Annotated in this window: 12 protein-coding genes; 11 read left to right on the top strand and 1 reads right to left on the bottom strand. The window is 60.2% G+C overall.

Annotated features, from left to right (window positions below; all coding sequences use genetic code 11):
• Nucleotides 1–21: 21 nt before the first annotated feature.
• Genes JFU11_RS12585 through JFU11_RS12555 form a run of 7 tightly spaced genes read left to right on the top strand, consistent with a single transcriptional unit; the run spans nt 22 to nt 7,214 of the window.
• Entirely contained in the window at nt 22–927 is a 906-nt protein-coding gene (locus tag JFU11_RS12585) for an AMP-binding protein (protein WP_201060765.1), read from the top strand.
• Complete coding sequence (locus JFU11_RS12580; protein WP_201060764.1) at nt 924–1,700, top strand: ABC transporter ATP-binding protein; 777 nt, start codon at nt 924–926, stop codon at nt 1,698–1,700. Before JFU11_RS12585 ends, JFU11_RS12580 begins: the two co-directional genes overlap by 4 nt.
• Nucleotides 1,700–2,581: a branched-chain amino acid ABC transporter permease gene (locus JFU11_RS12575; RefSeq protein ID WP_201060763.1), complete on the top strand. Its 882-nt coding sequence runs from the start codon at nt 1,700–1,702 to the stop codon at nt 2,579–2,581. Before JFU11_RS12580 ends, JFU11_RS12575 begins: the two co-directional genes overlap by 1 nt.
• Before the next feature lie 4 nt (nt 2,582–2,585).
• Nucleotides 2,586–3,635 carry a branched-chain amino acid ABC transporter permease gene (locus JFU11_RS12570; protein ID WP_201060762.1) on the top strand — a complete coding sequence of 350 codons (1,050 nt, stop codon included), beginning with the start codon at nt 2,586–2,588 and terminating at the stop codon, nt 3,633–3,635.
• Between the two features lie 25 nt (nt 3,636–3,660).
• Nucleotides 3,661–5,001, top strand: a complete 1,341-nt coding sequence (locus tag JFU11_RS12565) for an ABC transporter substrate-binding protein (RefSeq protein ID WP_201060761.1) — start codon at nt 3,661–3,663, stop codon at nt 4,999–5,001.
• Between the two features lie 3 nt (nt 5,002–5,004).
• Nucleotides 5,005–5,772 (top strand): ABC transporter ATP-binding protein, encoded by a 768-nt coding sequence (locus JFU11_RS12560; protein ID WP_123722269.1) that lies wholly within the window; start codon nt 5,005–5,007, stop codon nt 5,770–5,772.
• Nucleotides 5,773–5,786: 14 nt separating this feature from the next.
• Nucleotides 5,787–7,214, top strand: a complete 1,428-nt coding sequence (locus JFU11_RS12555; protein ID WP_201060760.1) for an FAD/NAD(P)-binding protein — start codon at nt 5,787–5,789, stop codon at nt 7,212–7,214.
• A 370-nt stretch (nt 7,215–7,584) separates the two neighbouring features.
• Here the strand turns inward: JFU11_RS12555 and JFU11_RS12550 are convergent, their stop codons facing one another.
• A complete protein-coding gene (locus JFU11_RS12550) occupies nt 7,585–8,094 on the bottom strand; it encodes a hypothetical protein (RefSeq protein WP_201060759.1) in 510 nt (169 codons plus the stop codon).
• 112 nt (nt 8,095–8,206) lie between these two features.
• Here JFU11_RS12550 and JFU11_RS12545 point away from each other — a divergent pair, with 112 nt between their 5' ends.
• From JFU11_RS12545 to JFU11_RS12530, 4 genes are all read left to right on the top strand, one after another.
• Nucleotides 8,207–9,916 carry a ShlB/FhaC/HecB family hemolysin secretion/activation protein gene (locus tag JFU11_RS12545; protein WP_201060980.1) on the top strand — a complete coding sequence of 570 codons (1,710 nt, stop codon included), beginning with the start codon at nt 8,207–8,209 and terminating at the stop codon, nt 9,914–9,916.
• A gap of 30 nt (nt 9,917–9,946) precedes the next feature.
• Nucleotides 9,947–18,763, top strand: a complete 8,817-nt coding sequence (locus tag JFU11_RS12540) for a DUF637 domain-containing protein (RefSeq protein WP_201060758.1) — start codon at nt 9,947–9,949, stop codon at nt 18,761–18,763.
• Nucleotides 18,764–18,778: 15 nt separating this feature from the next.
• The gene (locus JFU11_RS12535; RefSeq protein ID WP_201060757.1) at nt 18,779–19,234 is read left to right on the top strand and encodes a hypothetical protein; all 456 of its coding nucleotides are present in this window, start codon (nt 18,779–18,781) and stop codon (nt 19,232–19,234) included.
• Between the two features lie 610 nt (nt 19,235–19,844).
• Nucleotides 19,845–20,204 carry a DUF6124 family protein gene (locus tag JFU11_RS12530; protein ID WP_201060756.1) on the top strand — a complete coding sequence of 120 codons (360 nt, stop codon included), beginning with the start codon at nt 19,845–19,847 and terminating at the stop codon, nt 20,202–20,204.
• Nucleotides 20,205–20,222: the final 18 nt, after the last annotated feature.

Here is a 20,222-nt window from a genome sequence, read left to right as displayed (position 1 = left end):
CCATGGATAAAAGGTAAGCCTATGAGCGTGCATGAACTCAAACGTCCGCCCATCGCGGACACCGCGGAATGGCAGGTCAAGGCGCCTCGCGCCCCGGAGCAGCTGCAGCACTGGGCGCAGGTCAGCCCGTTGCAGCCGGCCTTGCGCCACAAACGCCACGGTCAGTGGTTCGTCTGGCGCTGGATCGATGTTTTGCGCGATGTCGAGCGGTTGGCCGATGGTTTGCGACAGCAGGGTTTTACCGAAGACTCGCGCCTGGCCTTGAGCGGTGCGTTCGAGCCAAATCTGTTGCTGCTCGCACTGGCCGCCCGGCACATCGGCGCTGAACTGCTGACACTGCCGGACAACCTTGACTCCGAAGCCCTGCACAAAGCCCTATGGCGCAGCCGCCCGACCCACGCGTTCGTCCAGGGACGACAGACGCAGCAACTCTGGATCAACCAAGGCCTGACGCTGCTGAATTTCGCCGAGTTGCTCGGCCCGGTAGAACCTGCGCAACGCCTTAACCGCTGGAATCAAGACGCGCAACTGTGGAGCGAAGAGGGCACCCAGTGGCAGCACGGCCTGACGGTGCTGCTGGAACAATGGCTGACCAGCGGCCAATCCCTGGCCCTCCCGGAAAGCCCCGGTAGCGCCAGCCGCGACCGTCGTGAAGTGGCACCGTCCGGGCTGCTGCTGTCCACCGAACGCCTGCAACTATTGGCCGCAGAAATCGAAAGCCGCCTCGCCCCCAATGGCACTTGGCGTCGACACCTCTGCGACTGGGCCATCGCCCATCCCGAAAAAGGCCTGCAACGTTTGATCAAGAACCGCGTTCGCCGCCTGTTGGGCTTCCACAACCTGCATTTCATCTGGCAAGCCCCCCGCATTTCCGATGCTCAACCCGAGCCGACCTGGCTCGCTGAATTCAAACGGGACATCGCATGAGCTCGACCGACTCCATTCTGCAAGTCAGCGGTATTTCCCTGTCCTTCAAAGGCGTGAAGGCGATCAATGAACTGTCGTTCGATGTGCGCCGGGGCGAGGTCTGCGCGCTGATTGGCCCCAACGGCGCGGGCAAGAGTTCGTTGCTCAACGTGCTGAACGGCGTGTACCGCTTCGATGCCGGATCGATTGTGTTCGAGCAACAGCCGTTCAAGCGTATCGACCCGCTGAGCGCCGCACGCCGGGGCATCGGCCGCACATTCCAGAACAACGCACTGTTCAAGAAAATGAGCGTGATCGACAACATCCTCACCGGCCTGTCACGGCACCTGCGCAGCCGTTTCATTGAGCAGGCGCTGAACCTGCCAAGAGCCCGGCGTGAGGCTGAAGACTTCCGTCGGCAGGCCCAGGGCATTCTCGAATTCCTCGAACTGCAAGCCCATCGCGATGTGCCGGTGGGCAAGCTGTCCTACGGTCTGCAAAAACGTGTGGAGCTTGGCCGTGCCTTGATCGCTGGCCCCAGCCTGTTGTTGCTCGATGAGCCGATGGCCGGGATGAACGCCGAAGAGAAGCAGGAAATGGCCCGTTTCATCGCTGACATCAACCGCGACCTCGGCACCACGGTGGTATTGATCGAGCACGACATGAGCGTGGTCATGGGCCTATCCGACCATGTGGTGGTGCTCGATTACGGGCGCAAGGTCGGTGACGGCACGCCGGCCGAGGTGCAGGCCAATCCCGACGTCATCGCGGCGTATCTGGGAGTGGTGCACTGATGACATTCTTCTTCGAAACCCTGCTCGGCGGCTTGCTCGCCGGGACCATGTACTCGCTGGTCGCGATTGGCTTCGTGCTGATCTACAAGGCCAGCGGCGTGTTCAATTTCGCCCAGGGCGCGATGCTGCTGTTCGCCGCGCTGACCTTTGTCAGCCTGCACGATCAAGGCGTGCCGTTCGCCTTGGCGCTGTTGCTGACCGTTGTGGTGATGATCATCGGCGCGCTGCTGATCGAACGGCTGGTGTTGCGGCCACTGGTCAATCGCTCGCAGATCACCCTGTTCATGGCCACCCTCGGGTTGTCGTTCATCATCGAAGGTCTGGCTCAGGGCTTGATGGGTTCGCAAGTGCGGGCGCTGGATCTGGGCATCGACGACGTGCCGCTGTTCATCGGCGGGATGATGGTCAGCCAGTTCGACCTGATTGCCGCAGCGACCGCCATCGTGCTGGTGACGGTGCTGGCGCTGCTGTTCAACAAAACCCGCATTGGTGTGTCCCTGCGCGCGGTGGCGGATGACACCACCGCCGCGCTGTCGATCGGCATCAACCTCAACCGCATCTGGCAGATCGTCTGGGCGGTGGCCGGCATTGTCGGGCTGGTGGCGGGATTGTTGTGGGGCGCGCGCCAAGGCGTGCAGTTCTCGCTGTCGCTGGTGGTGCTCAAGGCCTTGCCGGTGTTGATCATCGGCGGCTTCACCTCGATTGGCGGGGCGATTGTCGGCGGGTTGATCGTCGGTGCGGCGGAGAACCTTGCCGAGGTGTACATCGGCCCGCTGATCGGCGGTGGCATTACCCCGTGGTTCGCTTACGTCCTGGCTTTGGCCTTCCTGTACATCCGTCCCGCCGGCCTGTTCGGCGAGCGCGCCATCGAGCGAGTCTGAACCCATGTCGATTTCCCTTACCCGCGAAACCGCGCCGGCGGTGTTGATCCAGCGCCGTGTGCCGATTGGTTTGATTGCGTTGTTGTTGATCGCCTTCGTGGTCGTGCCGCTGACCGGCAACGACTATTGGCTGAACGCGATTCTGATCCCGTTCCTGGTGCTGTCCCTGGCCGGGCTTGGCCTCAATCTGCTCACCGGTTACACCGGCCAGACCTCGGTCGGCGCGGCCGGGTTCATGGCGGTCGGCGCCTTTGCCACCTACGGTTTTCTGCTGCGTTTGCCAGAGCTGGGCTTGCCGGTGGCGCTGCTCGGCGGCGGGGTGATCAGCGCGGTGGTGGGGTTTGTCTTTGGCCTGCCGAGTTCGCGGATCAAGGGCTTTTACCTGATGGTCACCACATTGGCCGCGCAGTTTTTCCTGGAGTGGCTGTTCGTCAAATTCCCATGGTTCTACAACTACGGTTCGTCCGGGACCATTTCCGCGCCGAAACTGGCCCTGTTCGGCCATGATCTGAACACGCCGCTGGGCCGCTACCTGCTGACCCTGACTACCGTTCTGCTACTGACCTGGGTTGCTGTGAACCTGGTGAAAAGCCAGATCGGCCGCAACTGGATGGCGATCCGCGACATGGACACTGCCGCCGCAGTCATCGGCATTCCGGTGGTGCGCTACAAGCACCTGGCGTTCGCCGTCAGCTCGTTTTACCTAGGCATCGCCGGGGCGCTGTGGGCCTTTGCTTATCTGGGCACGGCCAGCGCCAGCAGCTTCGATATCAACCGGTCGTTCCAGATCCTGTTCATCATCATTATCGGTGGCATGGGCAGCATCGCCGGCAACTTCGTCGGCGCGGCGTTTATCAGCTTGCTGCCGATCCTGCTCAGCCACGCCGGGCAAGCCTTGTTCGGTGGTTCGGTGGACGCCGGCCAGTTGCAGAACCTGCAAAAAATCATCTTCGGCGTGCTGATCATCCTGTTTCTGATCAAGGAACCGGAAGGCCTGATTCGCCTCTTGAGCAACCTTCGTGAACGGCTGAGTCACTGGCCGCTGCGCTTCTGAATCCCCAACCTGGTAGAGAGACAACATGCGTGCATCCTTGAAACGTTCGTTGGCCGGCGCCGCTCTGACGCTGGCGATTTTCGGCAGTGCGGTGCCGATGGTTCAGGCCTCGCCAGACCAGCAGTTCTTCCCGTTGGCCACTTACCGGGTCGGCGCTTACGCCTCCAGCGGTGTGCAAGTGTGGGCCGGCATGCTCGATTACCTGAACTACATCAATGATGTGGAAGGCGGGATCAACGGCGTCAAACTGGTCTGGCAGGAATGCGAAACCGAGTGGACGGCGGAGAAGGGCATCGAGTGCTATGAGCGCTTCAAGAAAGGTCTGGATGGTGCCCCGGTGGCGATCTATTCACCCAATGGTGCACCGGCGGCGTATGCGCTGAGCGAGCGGGCGGAAGTCGACAAGATCCCGCTGATCACCCTCGGCTACGGGCGCACCGAAGCCACCGACGGCACGGTGTTCCCCTACAACTTTCCGGTGATGCTGACCTTCTACAGCGAGGCCTCGAGCCTGATCAACTACATCGCTCAGCGCGAGGGCGGGTTCGACAAACTCAAGGGCAAGAAAATCGCCACGGTTTATCACGACTCGGCTTACGGTCGGGAAACCCTCGGTCCGTTGAAATTGCTGGCTGAAAAATACGGCTTCGAAAACTTCCAGATCCCGGTGGCCGATCCGGGCAACGAGCAATCGGCGCAATGGCGGCAAGTGCGCCAGGCCAACCCGGATTGGGTGTTCCTGCGCACCTGGGGCGTGTCGACGCCGGTGGCGGTCAAGACGGCGGCGCGTTTCGGCTTCCCGGTGGACCACATCGTCGGCGACATCTGGGCCAGTTCCAGCGAAGACGTGTTGCCCGCGGGCGCCGCCGCCAAAGGGTATCTGGCGTTGACGCCATACCCGGCCGGCAGCGAATTCGAGATCCACAAACGCCTCAAGCAAGCCATCCTCGACAAAGGCAAAAGCGACCTCAAGGACCTGAAGAATTTCGGCAGCGTCTATTACAACTCCGGGCTGGTGAACGCGGCAGTGATGGTGGAAGCGATCCGTACCGCCCAAGGCAAATTCGGCAAGCGTCCGCTTAACGGCGAAGAAGGGCGCTGGGGGCTGGAACACCTGAACATCGACGACACGCGGCTCAAGGACATGGGCTACTTCGGCTTGATGCAGAACCTCAAGCTGTCTTGCAAGGATCATGAGGGTGGCGGTTCGGCGCGGGTGCAACAGTGGGACGGCACCAACTGGACACTGATCAGCGACTGGATCCCCGCCGACCGCGCCTTGTTGCGGCCATTGATCGATGAAAAATCCGCTGCGTTCGCCAAGGAAAAAGGCCTGACGCCACGCACCTGCACCGGGGATGAATAACGTATGAGCCAAGCCGCCAGCGACATTGCCGCCAATGACCTGTTGCAAGTCAAAGACATCGAGGTGATCTACGACGGGGCGATCCTGGCCGTGGCCGGGGTGTCGCTGACGGTGCCCAAGGGCGGCATCGTCGCGTTGCTCGGGGCCAATGGTGCGGGCAAAAGCACCACGCTCAAGGCGATTTCCGGGTTGGTGCGGGCCGAGCGCGCGGAAGTCAGTCGAGGGACGATCGAGTTTCTCGGGCGCGATACCGCAGGGGTTAATCCGAGCGTTCGCGTGCGCCAGGGCATGGTGCATGTGCTGGAGGGCCGGCACGTGTTCCCACAACTGACGGTGGAGGACAACCTGCGCAGCGGCGGCTTCGTTCGCGGTCTGAGCCGCAAGGACCTGGCGGCGGATCTGGAGCGCATCTACGCCTGGTTTCCACGCCTGAAAACCAAGCGCAAGACCCGGGCCGGGCTGACCTCCGGTGGTGAACAGCAGATGGTCGCCATTGGCCGCGCGTTGATGACACGTCCTACTTTGGTACTGCTCGATGAACCTTCCATGGGTTTGGCGCCTATTATCGTCCAGGAGATTTTCGAAATCGTGGCGCAACTCAATCGAGACGAGCAGGTGAGCTTCCTGATTGCCGAGCAAAATATTAACGTGGCACTCAAGTACGCCTCAAAGGCCTACGTTCTCGACACTGGTCGCGTGGTGCTGTCCGGCACCGCCGATGAGTTGCTGGCACGGGGCGATCTGCACGACTTCTATTTAGGTAAACACTGATCAATGAGAACGCCATGACTGACACCCAAAGCGGACAGGCGAGCGACGCCATCCGCCACGCGGACATCCTGATCATCGGCGGCGGCCTCAGCGGCGCGATGCTGGCGGCGCAGTTGCTGCGTTTGCCGGGCAAGCGTCAGGTGCTGGTGATCGAACCCCGCGCCGAACTCGGTCGGGGCGAAGCGTACAGCGCGGTGGAGTTGGGCCATACGCTCAACGGCAACGCGGCGCGGATGAGCGTCGATCCTGACAACGCTGATGATTTGACCCAATGGCTGACCGAGTACATTGCGGCGGGTGGTTGGCCGGAGTCGGATCAGCAGCATGTGCCGATCAGCGAGCTGTTTCCGCCGCGCGGGCTGTTTGGCGTTTATGTGCAGCAGCGTTTGGCCGAGGCGCAGGCGGTGGGCGCATTGAATGGTTCGAGTGTCGAGCATGTACGGGCCGAGGTGGTCGACCTGCAAACCCGGGACAACGCTGTATTGCTGACCTTGAGTGACGGCCAACGTTTGCAGGGCGCCTATGCGGTGCTGGCCACTGGGATGTTTCCCGCCGCGCGCACGCCGCAAACCGAGTCCAGCGGCTTGAACGCAGCGGCGCTCGATCCATGGGATGTGACCGCCATGCGTCAGCTCGATCCGCAGTCGACGGTGCTGATCATCGGCTCGGGCCTGACCATGGTCGATGCCGTGGTGTCGCTGGAACAGGCCGGACATCGTGGGCCGATCGAAGTGTTTTCCCGGCATGGGCTATTGCCCCATGTACGGCGGCAGCCGCCGGTGTGGGCGGATTTTCTCGCCGAGGATCACAGCATTCGCACGCCACGACAGTTGATGCGCGAACTGCGCCGGCATTGCCGCGACGCCATCGCCCAGGGCATCGACTGGCAAGCGCCACTCGACACCGTGCGGGCGCACATCGGGCGGTTGTGGAGTCAGGCGACGGATGTGCAACGTCGGCAGTTTGTGCGGCATGTGCGACCGTGGTGGGAAAGCCATCACCATCGCTCGCCGCCGTTGAGTGCCGAGTTGGTGGCGCGGCTGCACGGGGAAGGGCGGTTGCGGATTCAGGCTGCATCTTTCAAAGGGTTGGAGCCTTCGTTGAGCGGGGAGGTCAGCATTCGTATTCGTCGTCGGGGCGAGGCCGAAACCTGCGTGGTGCACGGCGCGGCGCTGATCAACTCCAGCGGCATCGAATACGACTGGCGCCGGGTGGCGCGGCCATTGCCGCAGCAGTTATTGGCGCGTGGGCTAGTGCGGCCGGGGCCATTGGCGTTGGGCATTGCGGCGGCGGATGACGGCGCAGTGCTAAGCGCCGATGGGCAGGCCGCCCGCCGTTTGTTCGCCATGGGTCCACCGTTGCGCGGGATGTGGTGGGAGAGTACGGCGGTGACTGATGTAGCGAGCCAGGCCAAGTTTCTTGCGGCGCGATTGGTGGATTGACTGAAAGTTGGAGGGTGTTTTTTCGGGCCTCATCGCGGGCAAGCCCGCTCCCACAGTGATCGGTGTCGCTCACAAATCCTTTGGTCACAGCAGATACCTGTGGGAGCGGGCTTGCCCGCGATAGGGCTAGCCCATTCACCACAAAACCCGAAGTGAGCGGGAAAAGGGAAAGAATTTATTTATCCAGTGGTTTGACCGAAAGTTGGAGGGTGTTTTTTCGGGCCTCTTCGCGGGCAAGCCCGCTCCCACAGTGATCGGTGTCGTTCACAAGTTCTTTGGTCAACTCAGATACCTGTGGGAGCGGGCTTGCCCGCGATAGGGCTAGCCCATTCACCACAAAACCCGAAGTGAGCGGGAAAAGGGAAAGAATTTATTTATCCAGTGGTTTGACCGAAAGTTGGACGGTGTTTTTTCTGGCCTCATCGCGGGCAAGCCCGCTCCCACAGTGATCGGTGTCGTTCACAAATCCTTTGGTCACAGCAGATACCTGTGGGAGCGGGCTTGCCCGCGATGAGGCCAGTACAGCCGCTACAAGGTTCGGTGTCAGACCACTAAACAAGCATTGTTTAAACGACACCTCCAAATACTCACTCAGGCTATTCAGCCTTGCACCGCTGCCTACAACTGCCCCCTCGACACTACCCCAACCCGCGAACCCTCCACAGACATCAAGCGCAAACCCGGCATCCTTTTCCACGTCGACCCCGAGGTTGATAACGAAACTCTGCTGGCCGCAACCCAACGGGGGCAAGCCTCTCGCCGCTGTATCGAGCCCGCTGTGTGGTTCAGTTGGTCTGACACATTTGATATTAATTTCCTTGTCGGCTGAATTTTTCAAAATGTGTGGGGTCTGTTTACCGTCCATGATGGCTGGCGTCATTTAGCCAGTATTTCTGACATCAATTTCAGGGTGACCACGACCCTTCCCCTGCGGGCTTCAATGTGCGCCCTCAGCACTTATGACATGGAGCGTTATGCTTATCTCCCCACGGATGTGGCCGGTGCTGTGCGCGCTATTGCTTGGCTTGGGTACACAGAGCAGCGCCGATGGCGCCAGCCTGCCAACGCCGGGCGACCAGGACCTGATCCGCGATCGCCAGAACCGCCTGATTGAAGAACAGCAGCGTCGACTTGAAGAACTCAAGGAACTGCCGGGCAAGCCAACATTGCCCGCAACACCGGCCGCCCCGGTGGATACACGTTGCTTTCCTATCAAAGACATCGAACTCAAGGGCGCCGACAGTCTGTCCGCTGCCGACCGCGAGCGCTTGCTCAAGCCTTATATCGGTCAATGCCTGGGCGTCTCGCAACTCAACGAATTGCTCAAGGTCATCACCGACCATTACATCGACAAGGGCATGATCACCAGCCGCGCTTACTTGCCGCAGCAAGACCTCTCCAGCGGTCACTTAAGTGTGTTTGTAGTCGAGGGCAAACTCGAGGGTTTGAAGGGCGCTGACGACAGCCATATTTCCGATCGGGAACTGTCCATGACCTTCCCCGGTAAAACGGGCGAATTGCTCAATCTTCGTGAAATAGAACAACTGGTGGATCAGTTGAACCGCTTGCCCTCCAACCAGGCGCAAATGGAGCTGACCCCCGGCGTTCAGGTTGGCGGCAGCAGCGTGCTGGTCAAGAACGACCCGCAAAAGCCTTGGCGTGCCAACCTGTCGCGTAACAACGACGGTCAGAAAAGCACCGGTGAACAGCAGTGGGGCGCAGGCTTTGAGTGGGACAGCCCGCTGGGGCTGGCCGACCAGTTGATGTTGCGCGGCGGCCATGACGCGGTGAGCGATCACCAGAAAACCTCGAAAAACGCCATGCTCTATTACAACGTGCCTTGGGGCTGGTGGAACTTCAGTTATACCTACAGCCAGAGCGAATACCGCTCCCAGGCCCAAGGCAATGGTTTCAACTTCAGCCAGAGCGGCGACAGCGAGAGTCATCAATTTCGCGCCGAGCGCCTCGTCCATCGCGATTCGGTGAGCAAAACTTCGATCAATGCCGGCTTCGCCCATCTGCGCACTAACAACTACATCGAAGATAGCCGTCTGGATAACAGCAGCCAGCGTATTACCGAAGCCCAGTTGGGTATCAACCACGGCCGGCGTATCGGCCATTCGTTCGTCAACCTGGACCTGGGCATGCAGCAGGGCATCGGCGCGCTGGATGCACAAGGCAACGACCAGCGTCGTGATGATGCCGGCAATCTTACCGCCAACGCTCGCTATCGAAAGTACACCGCCACCGCCAGTTTCCTGTTGCCGTTCAACTGGCTGGGCGAGTCATTCACGTTCAGCAGCCTCGCCACGGGCCAGCGCAGTGAAGACGTGTTGTTCAGTCCGCAACGCATCAGCCTGGGTGGCAGCTCATCGGTGCGTGGTTATAAAGACCAGTTTTTATCCGGGGACAGCGGTGGCTACTGGCGCAACGAACTGCGCTGGACCCGCCCGGTGACTGTCGATTGGCTGCGCCCGGCACTGAGCGAGTACGGCACCAGTGTCGGCTATGACCAAGGCGTGATCAGCAATGACCGATACAACAGCGAAGTGCATGGCCGAATGTCCAGCAACTCTCTGGAACTCTTCGCCCGTGGCAAGTACCTCGCCACTCGCGTGACGTTCGCCCACTCGCTGGAACGCCCCTCCGTTCTCACCGAGCGCGAGGCGCCGATCTACTTCCAGGTCGACCTGTTTCTTTAATTCATTTGTTATCGCGTCGAGATTCTGAATATGGACGTTCACCAGTTTGCCTTTCTGTCCCGCCAGCCTTCGGCTGCCTTGGTCCCTCGCACGCACTTCCTGGGCATGCCCAAACGCTTGCTGGCATTGCTGTTGGCGAACGTCATGTTCTGGCAGCCGATCTGGGCTCAGGCCGAGGGCATCGCCGTCAGCGGCAACACGCAGACCGGCATAGGGCAGGCTGGCAACGGCGTACCGGTGATCAATATTGCCGCACCCAACGGTGCCGGGCTCTCGCACAACCAGTTCAAGGATTACAACGTCGGTCGCCAGGGCGTGATCCTCAACAACGCGACGAACGCGGTGCAGAACACCCAACTGGGCGGCCACATTCTGGGCAACAGCCAGCTCGGTGGACGGGCCGCCGGCACCATCCTCAACGAAGTCAACGGCGGTAGCCCCAGCCAGCTCAACGGCTACACCGAAGTGGCAGGCCAGTCAGCGCGGGTCATCATCGCCAACCCTTACGGCGTGAGCTGTAACGGTTGCGGTTTCATCAACACGCCGCGCGTGACCCTCAGCACCGGCAAGCCTGTACTCGACGGCTCCGGCAAGCTTGATCACTTCGAGGTTGATGGCGGCAGCATCACCATCGATGGCATGGGGCTTGATGCAGCCAACATTGATCAATTCGACCTGATCACCCGTTCGGCGAAGATCAACGCAGACATCCATGCCCGGCAGTTGAATGTCATCACTGGTGCCAACAATGTCAACGCAGACAGCCTGGCTACCACGCCTCGCGCGGCCAGTGATGCCGACAAGCCTCAACTGGCAATCGATGCGGCGGCGCTGGGCGGGATGTATGCCAACACCATCAAACTGGTGGGCACCGAGCAGGGTGTCGGGGTCAAGCTGGCGGGCAACATGGCCGCCAGTGCCGGCGATATTCAAATCGATGCCGGCGGCCATCTGAGCATGGCGCAGACATCGGCCCAAGGTGCCTTGCGGGTCAACGCGCAGAGTGTCGAGATGACCGGCAAGGCTTACGCCGGCAGCGTCGATGTGCGCACGCCCGGCGAGCTGGTCAACCGGCAGAGCCTGGCCGCCCGCAACCGCATCGACATCAATGCCGACAAACTCAGTAACTCCGGCGTGATTGCCGCTGGCATCGAGGCCGATAACAGCCGCAACACCACGGGCGACTTGAGCATCACCAGCCCCTCCGTGACCAACAGCGGCAGTCTCGAAGCCAGTCGCTCGTTGAGTATCCGTGCGAGCAAAGACCTGACCAACCAGGGCGTGGTTCAGGGCGCGGCGGTCGATCTGACCAGCGCCCGGGTTACCAATCAGGGCGCTGCTGCGCGAATCGTCGGTGACCAGCAGCTGGTGATCAATACGCCGGCCATCGTCAACCTGGCAGGGGTGATCCGCTTTGGCGCGGCGCAGGCGGCGTCCTTGCAACTCGACAGCCTGGACAACCGCGAAGGCCTGATCCAGGTGCTGGGCGGCAGCCTGACAATCACCGCCCGCCAGCTGGATAACCGTGGCGGGCAAATCGACGCTGGCGGCCTCATCGTCGATACCACAACGCTTGATAATCGCTCCGGCCTGCTTTCTGCCAGCGCCGGTAATGCGCAGGTGAACACCCGCGGCAGGTTCGATAACACTTCGGGCACTCTCCAGGCGCAAAACCAGCTTTCAGTCACGGGCCAGGAGGTCATCAACCAGGGCGGTAGGCTGCTGGCGGTCAACGGTGACCTCGATCTGAAAGCCTCGAGCCTCGATAACCAGCTCGGCAGCGTGCTGGGGGCCAAGGTCAGCATTCGTGCGCCGGGTGGGCAGGTCGATAACCGCGGCGGGAAAATCGTCGGTGAGCGCATTGATCTGAACGCCTCGGGGCTCGACAACAGCAACGCGGGACTGCTGGCGGCAGGCGCCCAGGGCATGAGCCTGATTTTCGATCCGGCGGCCATCAAGGCGCAGCTGCTCAATAACAAGGGGCGCATTCAGAGCGACGGCGGCCTTTTGCTGCAAGGTGGCTGGCTGGACAACAGCGCGGGCACAGTGCTCGGTAAAACCATCCAGGTCGATGCTCAACGCCTGATCAACAACGGCAAGGGCGCACTGGTCAGCAATGGCGGCGACGTTGTCCTGAATGTCAGCAACGTGTTGAGCAACCTGACCGGTGTGATCGATGCCGGTAACAGCACGGTCACCGTCACCGGCGCGAGCCTGATCGATAACCAGGGCGGCACGATTCGCGGCCAGCGACTGGATCTTCAGGCGACCACTTTGCTCAACGGTCAGAAGGGGCAACTGGTCGCAGGGACCGGTGGGTTGACCTACAGCGGGAACCGACTGGACAACAGCGGCGGCGTTATTCTCGCCGACGGTGGGCTTGCCAACCTGAAGCTCGGCAAGGGCAGCATCGGCAACCTTGGCGGCACGATCCAGGGCGACACCGTCGAGGTGACCGCCGGCAGTCTCGATAACAGCAGCGACGGCACCAAGGCCGGCATGATCGCCAGCCTGGCGGGCGAACTGAAGCTGACCGTCGATTCATTGACCAGCCGCGCCGGCAAACTCTTCGCCAAGACCGCGCTGGTGTTCAAAGGCTCCACGCTGGACAACAGCGGTGGACAGCTCAGTGGCAACACCGTTGACCTGACGGCCGACCAACTGACCAACCAGGGTGGCCTGATCGAATCCAACACCTGGCTTGCACTCCAGGGCGGCACGCTGGACAACAGCGCTTCGGGACGAATCCGTGCTCTGGGCAACAACGTCAGTACTCTTCGCGTCTCGACAGACGACATCAGCACGCTCGATTTCAGCGACACAGTCAATAACCACAACGGCACCATCGAGGTCGGTAACTCGTCGTTCAGTTTCAAATCCAGCACGCTGGATAACCGTACCGGGACCCTCGAACACGCCAACACCGGGTTATTTACCCTGCACCTCGATAGCCTGACCGGTGCCGGTGGTGATATCACCGGCCTGGGCAGCGGCGACTGGAACTTTGGCGCGGTGGATGGGCTGGGGCGTGCACAGCTCAACGAGGCCCTGACTTACACCAACGATTCGCTGACGCTACAGTCTGGCGATCGCCTGGCCAGCAGCACCAAACTGGTGCTCAACCTTGGCAGCCTGAGCAACGGCGGCGAGCTTCTCAGCGATGGCGACCTCACGCTGAACCTTACGGGCGATCTGTTCAACAGCGGCCGGTTATCCGCGCAAAAAATGCTGGATATCACCGCCCATGACGTCCGTCAGAACGGCGGACGCATGGGGGCCGGCACCGACACACGCCTCAACCTGAGCGGTACGCTGGATAACCTCGGCTACCTGACTGCCCGCCAGAACCTGCGTATCGACGCGACGCAAATCGACAACAACGGCACACTGGGTGCCCAAGGCAAAGTCGACCTCACCGCCACCGGCGGCATCACCAACGGCGCCGATACATTGCTGTTCAGCGGCGGCGACATGACCCTGCGCGCCGGTAGCCTGCTCAACTGGTATGGCGACCTCTACAGCGCCGGCAATCTAAGCTTCACCGGCATCGATGGCGCCGCCGCGCAAAGCTTCAGAAACCTCTCCGGGACCGTCGAAAGCCAAGGCAACATCAGCCTTCACGCCGTCTCGCTGGAAAATGCCAAAGCCGAATTCGAACTGGGCCAACAACGGGTGAGCGGCACCTTGAGCTGGGTGTGCGGCCAACACTGTGGCGGGCATGACTCCTTCAAGCGCGGCCAGATCACCATCGGCCAAACATTCATCGAGCGCGCCATCAAGGACTCTGCTTCGGCGCGCCTGGTTGCAGGCAAAGACCTCAACATCCAGGCCTCAAGCGTGCAGAATCGCTACAGCTTGCTGGCCGCCAACAACAATCTGACCATCATTGCCGATGACCTGCTCAACCAGGGCGCGTCCACCCGCACCGGGCAGAACACCATCAAGATCGGTACGCCGGGGCGCATTTCCACCGGTTACTGGGATCAGATGGAGTTCACCGACGTCCCGGCCTTCAACGCGGCCGTTGCCGCCGGCAACTACGACGACGCTCGCTTCGAGCTGCTGAAATCGCGCTCCAGCGACAGCCGCTTCCGGGAGCAAAGCAACGTAACCGTCTGGACCGATAACCCTGAGCCGACCTACGCCGCCACCATTCAGGCCGGCGCCACCGTCAACCTCAACGTCACGCGTACCGTGCAAAACGGAACGCTGCACCAGAACACGCTCGAACAACTGACCGGTACGCTGGGCGACGACCAGACCGGCGTCGGGGTTGGCGAGGTCAATATCAACATCAACCCGCAGGCGACCGGTGCCGCCGCCGTGACGCCTGCCGCTGTGCAGCTCATCGATCGTATCGCGGCGAATGGCAGCGTACAGACCGTCTTCAAACCGGTGGATTACAGCGGACTACCGTTCACCTCTGTGGACCCGACGGCCGGGCCGAATTTCCAAACGCCCAAGGGCGATTACGGGTTGTTCATCAAGAACCCCGACCCGACAAGCCGCTACCTGATCGAGACCAACCCGAACCTCACGAACCTGTCGCAGTTCTTTGGTTCGGACTACCTGCTCAAGCAGTTGAACGTCAACGCCGACAGCACTTGGCGTCGACTCGGCGATGGCCTTTACGAGCAGCGCCTGATTCGCGATGCGGTGCTGGCGAAAACCGGCCAGCGTTTTCTCGCCGGCGGTTTGACCAGCGATTACGAGCAATACCGCTACCTGATGGATAACGCCCTCGCCAGCAAAGATGCACTGCGCCTGAGCCTTGGCGTCTCGTTGACGGGCGAGCAGGTCAGCGCGCTGACCCATGACATCGTCTGGATGGAAAACCGCATTGTCGACGGGCAAAAAGTCCTCGTGCCGGTGCTGTACCTGGCCCAGGCGGATAGCCGCAATGTACGCGGCAGCAGCCTGATCCAGGGTCGGGACTTGAACCTGTTCACCGGCGGCGATCTGGTCAACGTCGGCACGCTGCGCGCCAGCAACAACCTCAACATCCAAAGCGCCGGCAGCGTCTACCAGGGCGGGCTGGTCGAGGCCGGCAACGACCTGCAAATACTGGCGCAAGACAGCATTCGCAACGCCATCGCCGGCGAGATTCGCGCCAGCCAGGTCAGCCTTGTCGCGCTCAAGGGCGACATCATCAACGATCGCACCGCGATCCAGGTTCGTGACGGGTCCGGCATGCGCACCCTGACCGATGCGGGCAGCAGCATCAGCGCCCGGGAAAACCTGGCCGTTGCGGCCGGCCGCGACCTGACCAACCACGGCGCATTAAACAGTGGCGGCAACGCGACCCTGACGGCGGGCCAGGACATCAACCTGGCGGCTAAAACCGATACCAGCGAGAAACACGAATTCAGCGACGGCGGCCACAAGTCGAGCATCACCACCGACGTGAAGAACCTCGCTGCGACCGTTACCGTCGGCGGCAACCTGACCGTGGATGCGGGCCGCGACGTCAATGTCATCGCCAGCCAGGTCAAGGCCGGGAACAACCTAACCATCAAGGCCGGCCAGGACTTCAACGTGACCTCTGCCGACGACATCCACAACGTCGCCAGCAAAACCAAGGACGGCAAGAAACGCATCACCGAAGAAAACGACCGCACCACCCAGGCCGCCAGCGTCATGAGCGCGGGCAACAACTTCAACGCCCAGGCCGCCCGCGACATCAACCTCATCGCCAGCAAAATCAGCGCCGGCAACGAAGCGTATCTGTACAGCGGCAACAAGCTGAGCCTGCTGGCCGCGCAGAACAGTATGCATACGCTGTATGACATGAAGGAAAAGGGTAACTGGGGCGCCAAGAAGGCCCAGCGCGATGAAGTCACTCAGATCACCCACGTCGGTACCGAGATCAACACCGGCGGCCGCCTCACTCTCGCCAGTGCCGGCGATCAGCGCTACCAGGTCGCCAAGCTCAACAGTGGCAAAGACCTGATCCTTGAAAGCGGCGGTGCCATCGCTTTTGAGGGCGTCAAGGACTACCACGACGAAAGCCACACCAAGAGCAAGAGCGACCTGGCCTGGACCAGCTCCAAGGGCAAGGGCAATACCGATGAGACGTTACGTCAGAGCACGCTGATTGCCCAAGGCTCGTTGGCCATTCGGGCTGTCGATGGGCTGAAAATCGACATCAAACAGATCAATCAAAACACCGTCAGCCAGACCATCGATGCGATGGTCAAGGCCGACCCGCAACTGGCCTGGGTCAAGGAAGCGGAAAAACGCGGGGATGTGGACTGGCGCCAAGTGAAGGAGGTGCATGACTCCTTCAAGTACAGCCACTCCAGCCTGGGCCAGGGTGCGATGCTGGCGATCATCATCATCGTGACGATCCTCACCGCAGGTGCGGCCAGTGGTCTGGCTGGCGCGGCGGCCGGGGCTCAGGCCGGCACCGCCTCCGCCATGGCGGCGGCGACGACTGCTGAGGCCGTGGCCGCCGGGGCGACCTATGTAGGGGCTGGTTGGGGCAATGTCATGGCCACGGCGGCGATGACGTCCATGGCCAGCACGGGTGCCGTTAGCGTCATCAACAACAAGGGTAATTTGGGCGCGGCTGTTAAAGACACTTTCAGCAGCGACAGCCTGAAAAATGCCGCCATTTCCGGGATGGTCGCCGGGTTTACCACCGGCGTAATCGACCCGAAATTTGGCGGGACAACCAAGCCTTACAACAGCATCACCAAGGGTTTTGACTTATCCACCCTTGAGGGCATAGGTGGTTTCGCCGTGCATGCCGGCGCACAAGGTGTTACCTCGGGCGTGGTCAAAACCGCAGTTAACGGCGGCAGCTTGGGCGACAACCTGGTCGATGAACTCGTTGCCCAGGCCGGGACCGTTGCCGCGGCTGTGGGGTTCAGCCAGGTCGGCAGCTTCGCTCAGAAAGAGTACCTCAAGGCAGCGGCTGATAAAGACTCGGTCGGCATGGCGCTGTGGGCCGAGGGTGGAGCCGGACGAACCGCGTTGCACGCCATGATGGGCGGCGCGATGTCCTCGGCCACCGGCGGCGACTTCGCGACCGGTGCGGTGGCCGCTGGTGCCAGCCAGGCCATGGCTGGCGCTTTGAATGATGTCTTCAAAACGCAGCCGGAATACCGCGAGGCCGCCGCACAAATCGTCGGCCTGACCGCCGCCGGTCTTGCCGGTAAAGACGTTGAGAAAGCGGCCTGGGTTTCGCTGATGGCCGATCAGTACAACCGCCAGCTTCATCCAGACGAAATCCCGCTACTGAAGAAACAGGCCGACAGTCTGGCGAAGGAAGCCGGACTCAGCCCTGCAGAAGCTGAAAGACGCCTGGCCAAAGCGCTGGTTTATTACACCGACAAAGACTGGAACGGTGTGCTGAGCGGCCAAGGTGCTGCACCCGATGCCCTGACGGTCAAACACTTGGGCATCGCGCTCTCGCCGCTGGGCGCCACGTACGCACCCGCAGCAGCGACGGATATTCCGGCAACCGGTCCCGCGAAAACCTACACCCCCACCGAAACCGCCGCGTTAATCGCCAACTACAGCAGCACCCATGCGGCGCAGTACGCGGACACCAAAATCAATGCCATCAACCTGCAAGGGCTCTACACCGGCGATCTCAGTTATGAATACGCCAATTACTACCGCAAAAACCTGGCAGTCGGCCCGGGCCTGACGGATTGGGGAACGGTAACCGGCAGCACCCAAGGTGCGGGGAAGGCATTGTCGGAGGCAGCGGGTTCGGCATGGGCCTTGCTGAGCAATCCAGCGCAAGGCAGCGAACAAATCGTCACTGGCCTGGCAGGGCTGACCAAGCACCCGGTCGACTCTTTGATGAGCAGCGTCGAGGCGAGCCAAACCAAAGCGGCGTTGGTGAGCCTTTACGACATGCAGGGCAACACCGCCGCCAGCGCCGCGATCCGTGCGCAAAGCGACGTTGAATTTGCGTTGAACTTCCTTCCGGTAAACCGGGTTAAGACGCTGGCCGAGTTGGGGACGGCAGGCAGAGCGGTTGATAGTGCCGAGCTTGCCTCACTTCCAGCGGGTTATCGTCGGGTCGTTGATGCCAAGACTGGTAATACTGAAGTCGTTGGCGCTGATGGGGGCTTTTATTATGAAACCGCCGAGGGTGGACTCAGGCCGAAGGCTGGGAGGAGTCTGGCGGAGCTGGTGGCGGGAGAGGCGGGTGGCGCGGGTGCAAAAGGCTTAACTCCTGATCGTACTCCATTTAACGAACAGAACTTTACGCTTAATGGTGGGGCGCAGTTTGTTGAAAGCCGGATCATCCAACCGAATACCACAGTGCGTCTTTCGGATGATTTCACACTCACAACAGGCACTGTCGTACCGAAGGGAAGCATAGTTACGGTCAGTGATGACGTCATGAAAATAGTTGAACCTGGTGGTGCCAGCTCAATTAAATCATTCGATAAAAATGTCGGTCGGCCATTAATTTTAACTGACAGTGGGGCAAAAACGTTCACGCTGGACGATATTCGCAGTTTGAGTGGCCGGCAAAAATGGGAGGCCGGAGAGACCTACATTCAGGAGCTTTACGGTTCGACAGGCCAACGATACTATCCTGTCCCAGGTACCGGTGGGCGTTATGTCGATGCTCCTGTAGATATGCTCAATGGTAGTGTTTCGGCAAACGAGATTAAGACGTACCAGCGAGTTGTAAGCTCTACAGGTAAGCTGAATGAAGTTCCTCTCACAGAAAAAATCTACGCTCAGATCGAGAAAGATCTTTATCTTCGAGATGCCGTTAAGGGCTATGAGCCAAAATGGATATTTTTGGAAGCGCCACCGGCAAAGGAGCTTTCAAGGATTCTGGAATTGAACAAAATTGACGTGATTATTCACAAGTAATTATTGGAGTGAGTGATGGCTAATGCTGGCGAAACGCCTGAAATGCTGCTGGCACGACGGATTTCTGGGTTTGATTCATTTAAATCGGAACGCATGCCGGTGCTTCATGAGTTTTGTAAAAGTCTGGGGTTTGATGAGCCGCACGAAGTACTGAACCAGCCTGAGAAATTTTTGCCCATGATGGACAGCGGCTTTAAGAATGCTGTTATCAGTGAAGAAAACAGGGCCTGGTTCATTACTCGTATAGGGTATTACATCGGGGAATACCTAATCTCTCTTTATGACGGTCTCTGGTTGGTCGACAAAGATCCGTCGTCACCGACATTTGCCAGATATGTAGTCGGAGACTTTTCGTATGAGGGGGTGATAACCCAGGTTGTTGATCCATTTGAAATGGCGCAGTGCTATGCGGATACACCTGTTCCACGCTTCTTGAAGCAAGAAATCGAGAAGAAACTAGTGGGGGAATAGAGGACAGACCACGATTCATTTTTGATGGATAAGTAAAAACGTCGTCTGTCCCTACTGCTATTTTCCGTCTATCCGGTGGTTTGACCGAAAGTTGGAGGGTGTTTTTTCGGGCCTCTTCGCGAGCAAGCCCGCTCCCACATTGGATCTCGGGCGTACACAAATAATGTGTTCACCGAAAATCCCCTGTGGGAGCGGGCTTGATCGCGAAGGGGCCGGCCCATCCAACACAAAACCCACAGTCAGACCAATAAACAGGCGATGTTTAATCGACATCTCCAGATACTCACTCAGGCTACACATTCTTGCGCCGTTGCCTACGACTCGCCAGAATCCGCCGGCTTGTGCGCCTTGAGGCCGGGCTCTATCGTTTCCGGGTCGCTGACGAATCAGCGATCGGGTTTCGCAGCCCAGGTCAATCAAGGCGCACAGCGCCACCGTTCCTTTTCAGATGACGTTTTTCGTTCGCTGAATTGCGTTATGGCGGCTGTGCGCGGGAGATCTTCGGGTCTGCCGGGTTCCTTGATTCCCGGTCTGCGAACCTGCGTACAGCTGCCACCTATTTTCGTTTCGCAGCGAACCGTGGCGGCTCCATTAATCAAGGAGCATTACTATGTTCAAAGCAACGCCAAATCCGCCGGAAACCGATCCAACATCCCCCTACGATTCACTCGATTCAAAAAAACTCAACGAAGCCGCCGACCGCGCCCTCGACCACTACCTCAAACCGCCCATCCCCAAAGACACCAAGCGCAAGCCCAGCACCATTTACCATGTGGGTGAGAAGGTCGATAACGAAACCCTGCTGGTCAACGCCTGCGAATCCCTGGCGTCAGCGAGCATGATGCTCAGCGAGTTCGCCGGATTGATGGACATGCCACATCGCAACATGATGTTGGGGATTCAACAGGTGGTCATGCTTGGTGAATTGGCGGTGAATCGAGTGCTGGATAACCTCGACCCGCGAGGTTAGCGAGGATGATCGTTCCCA

The organism is Pseudomonas sp. TH37 (assembly GCF_016650735.1).
Lineage (GTDB): Bacteria > Pseudomonadota > Gammaproteobacteria > Pseudomonadales > Pseudomonadaceae > Aquipseudomonas > Aquipseudomonas farris.
This window is presented reverse-complemented; position numbering and strand designations above follow the sequence as displayed.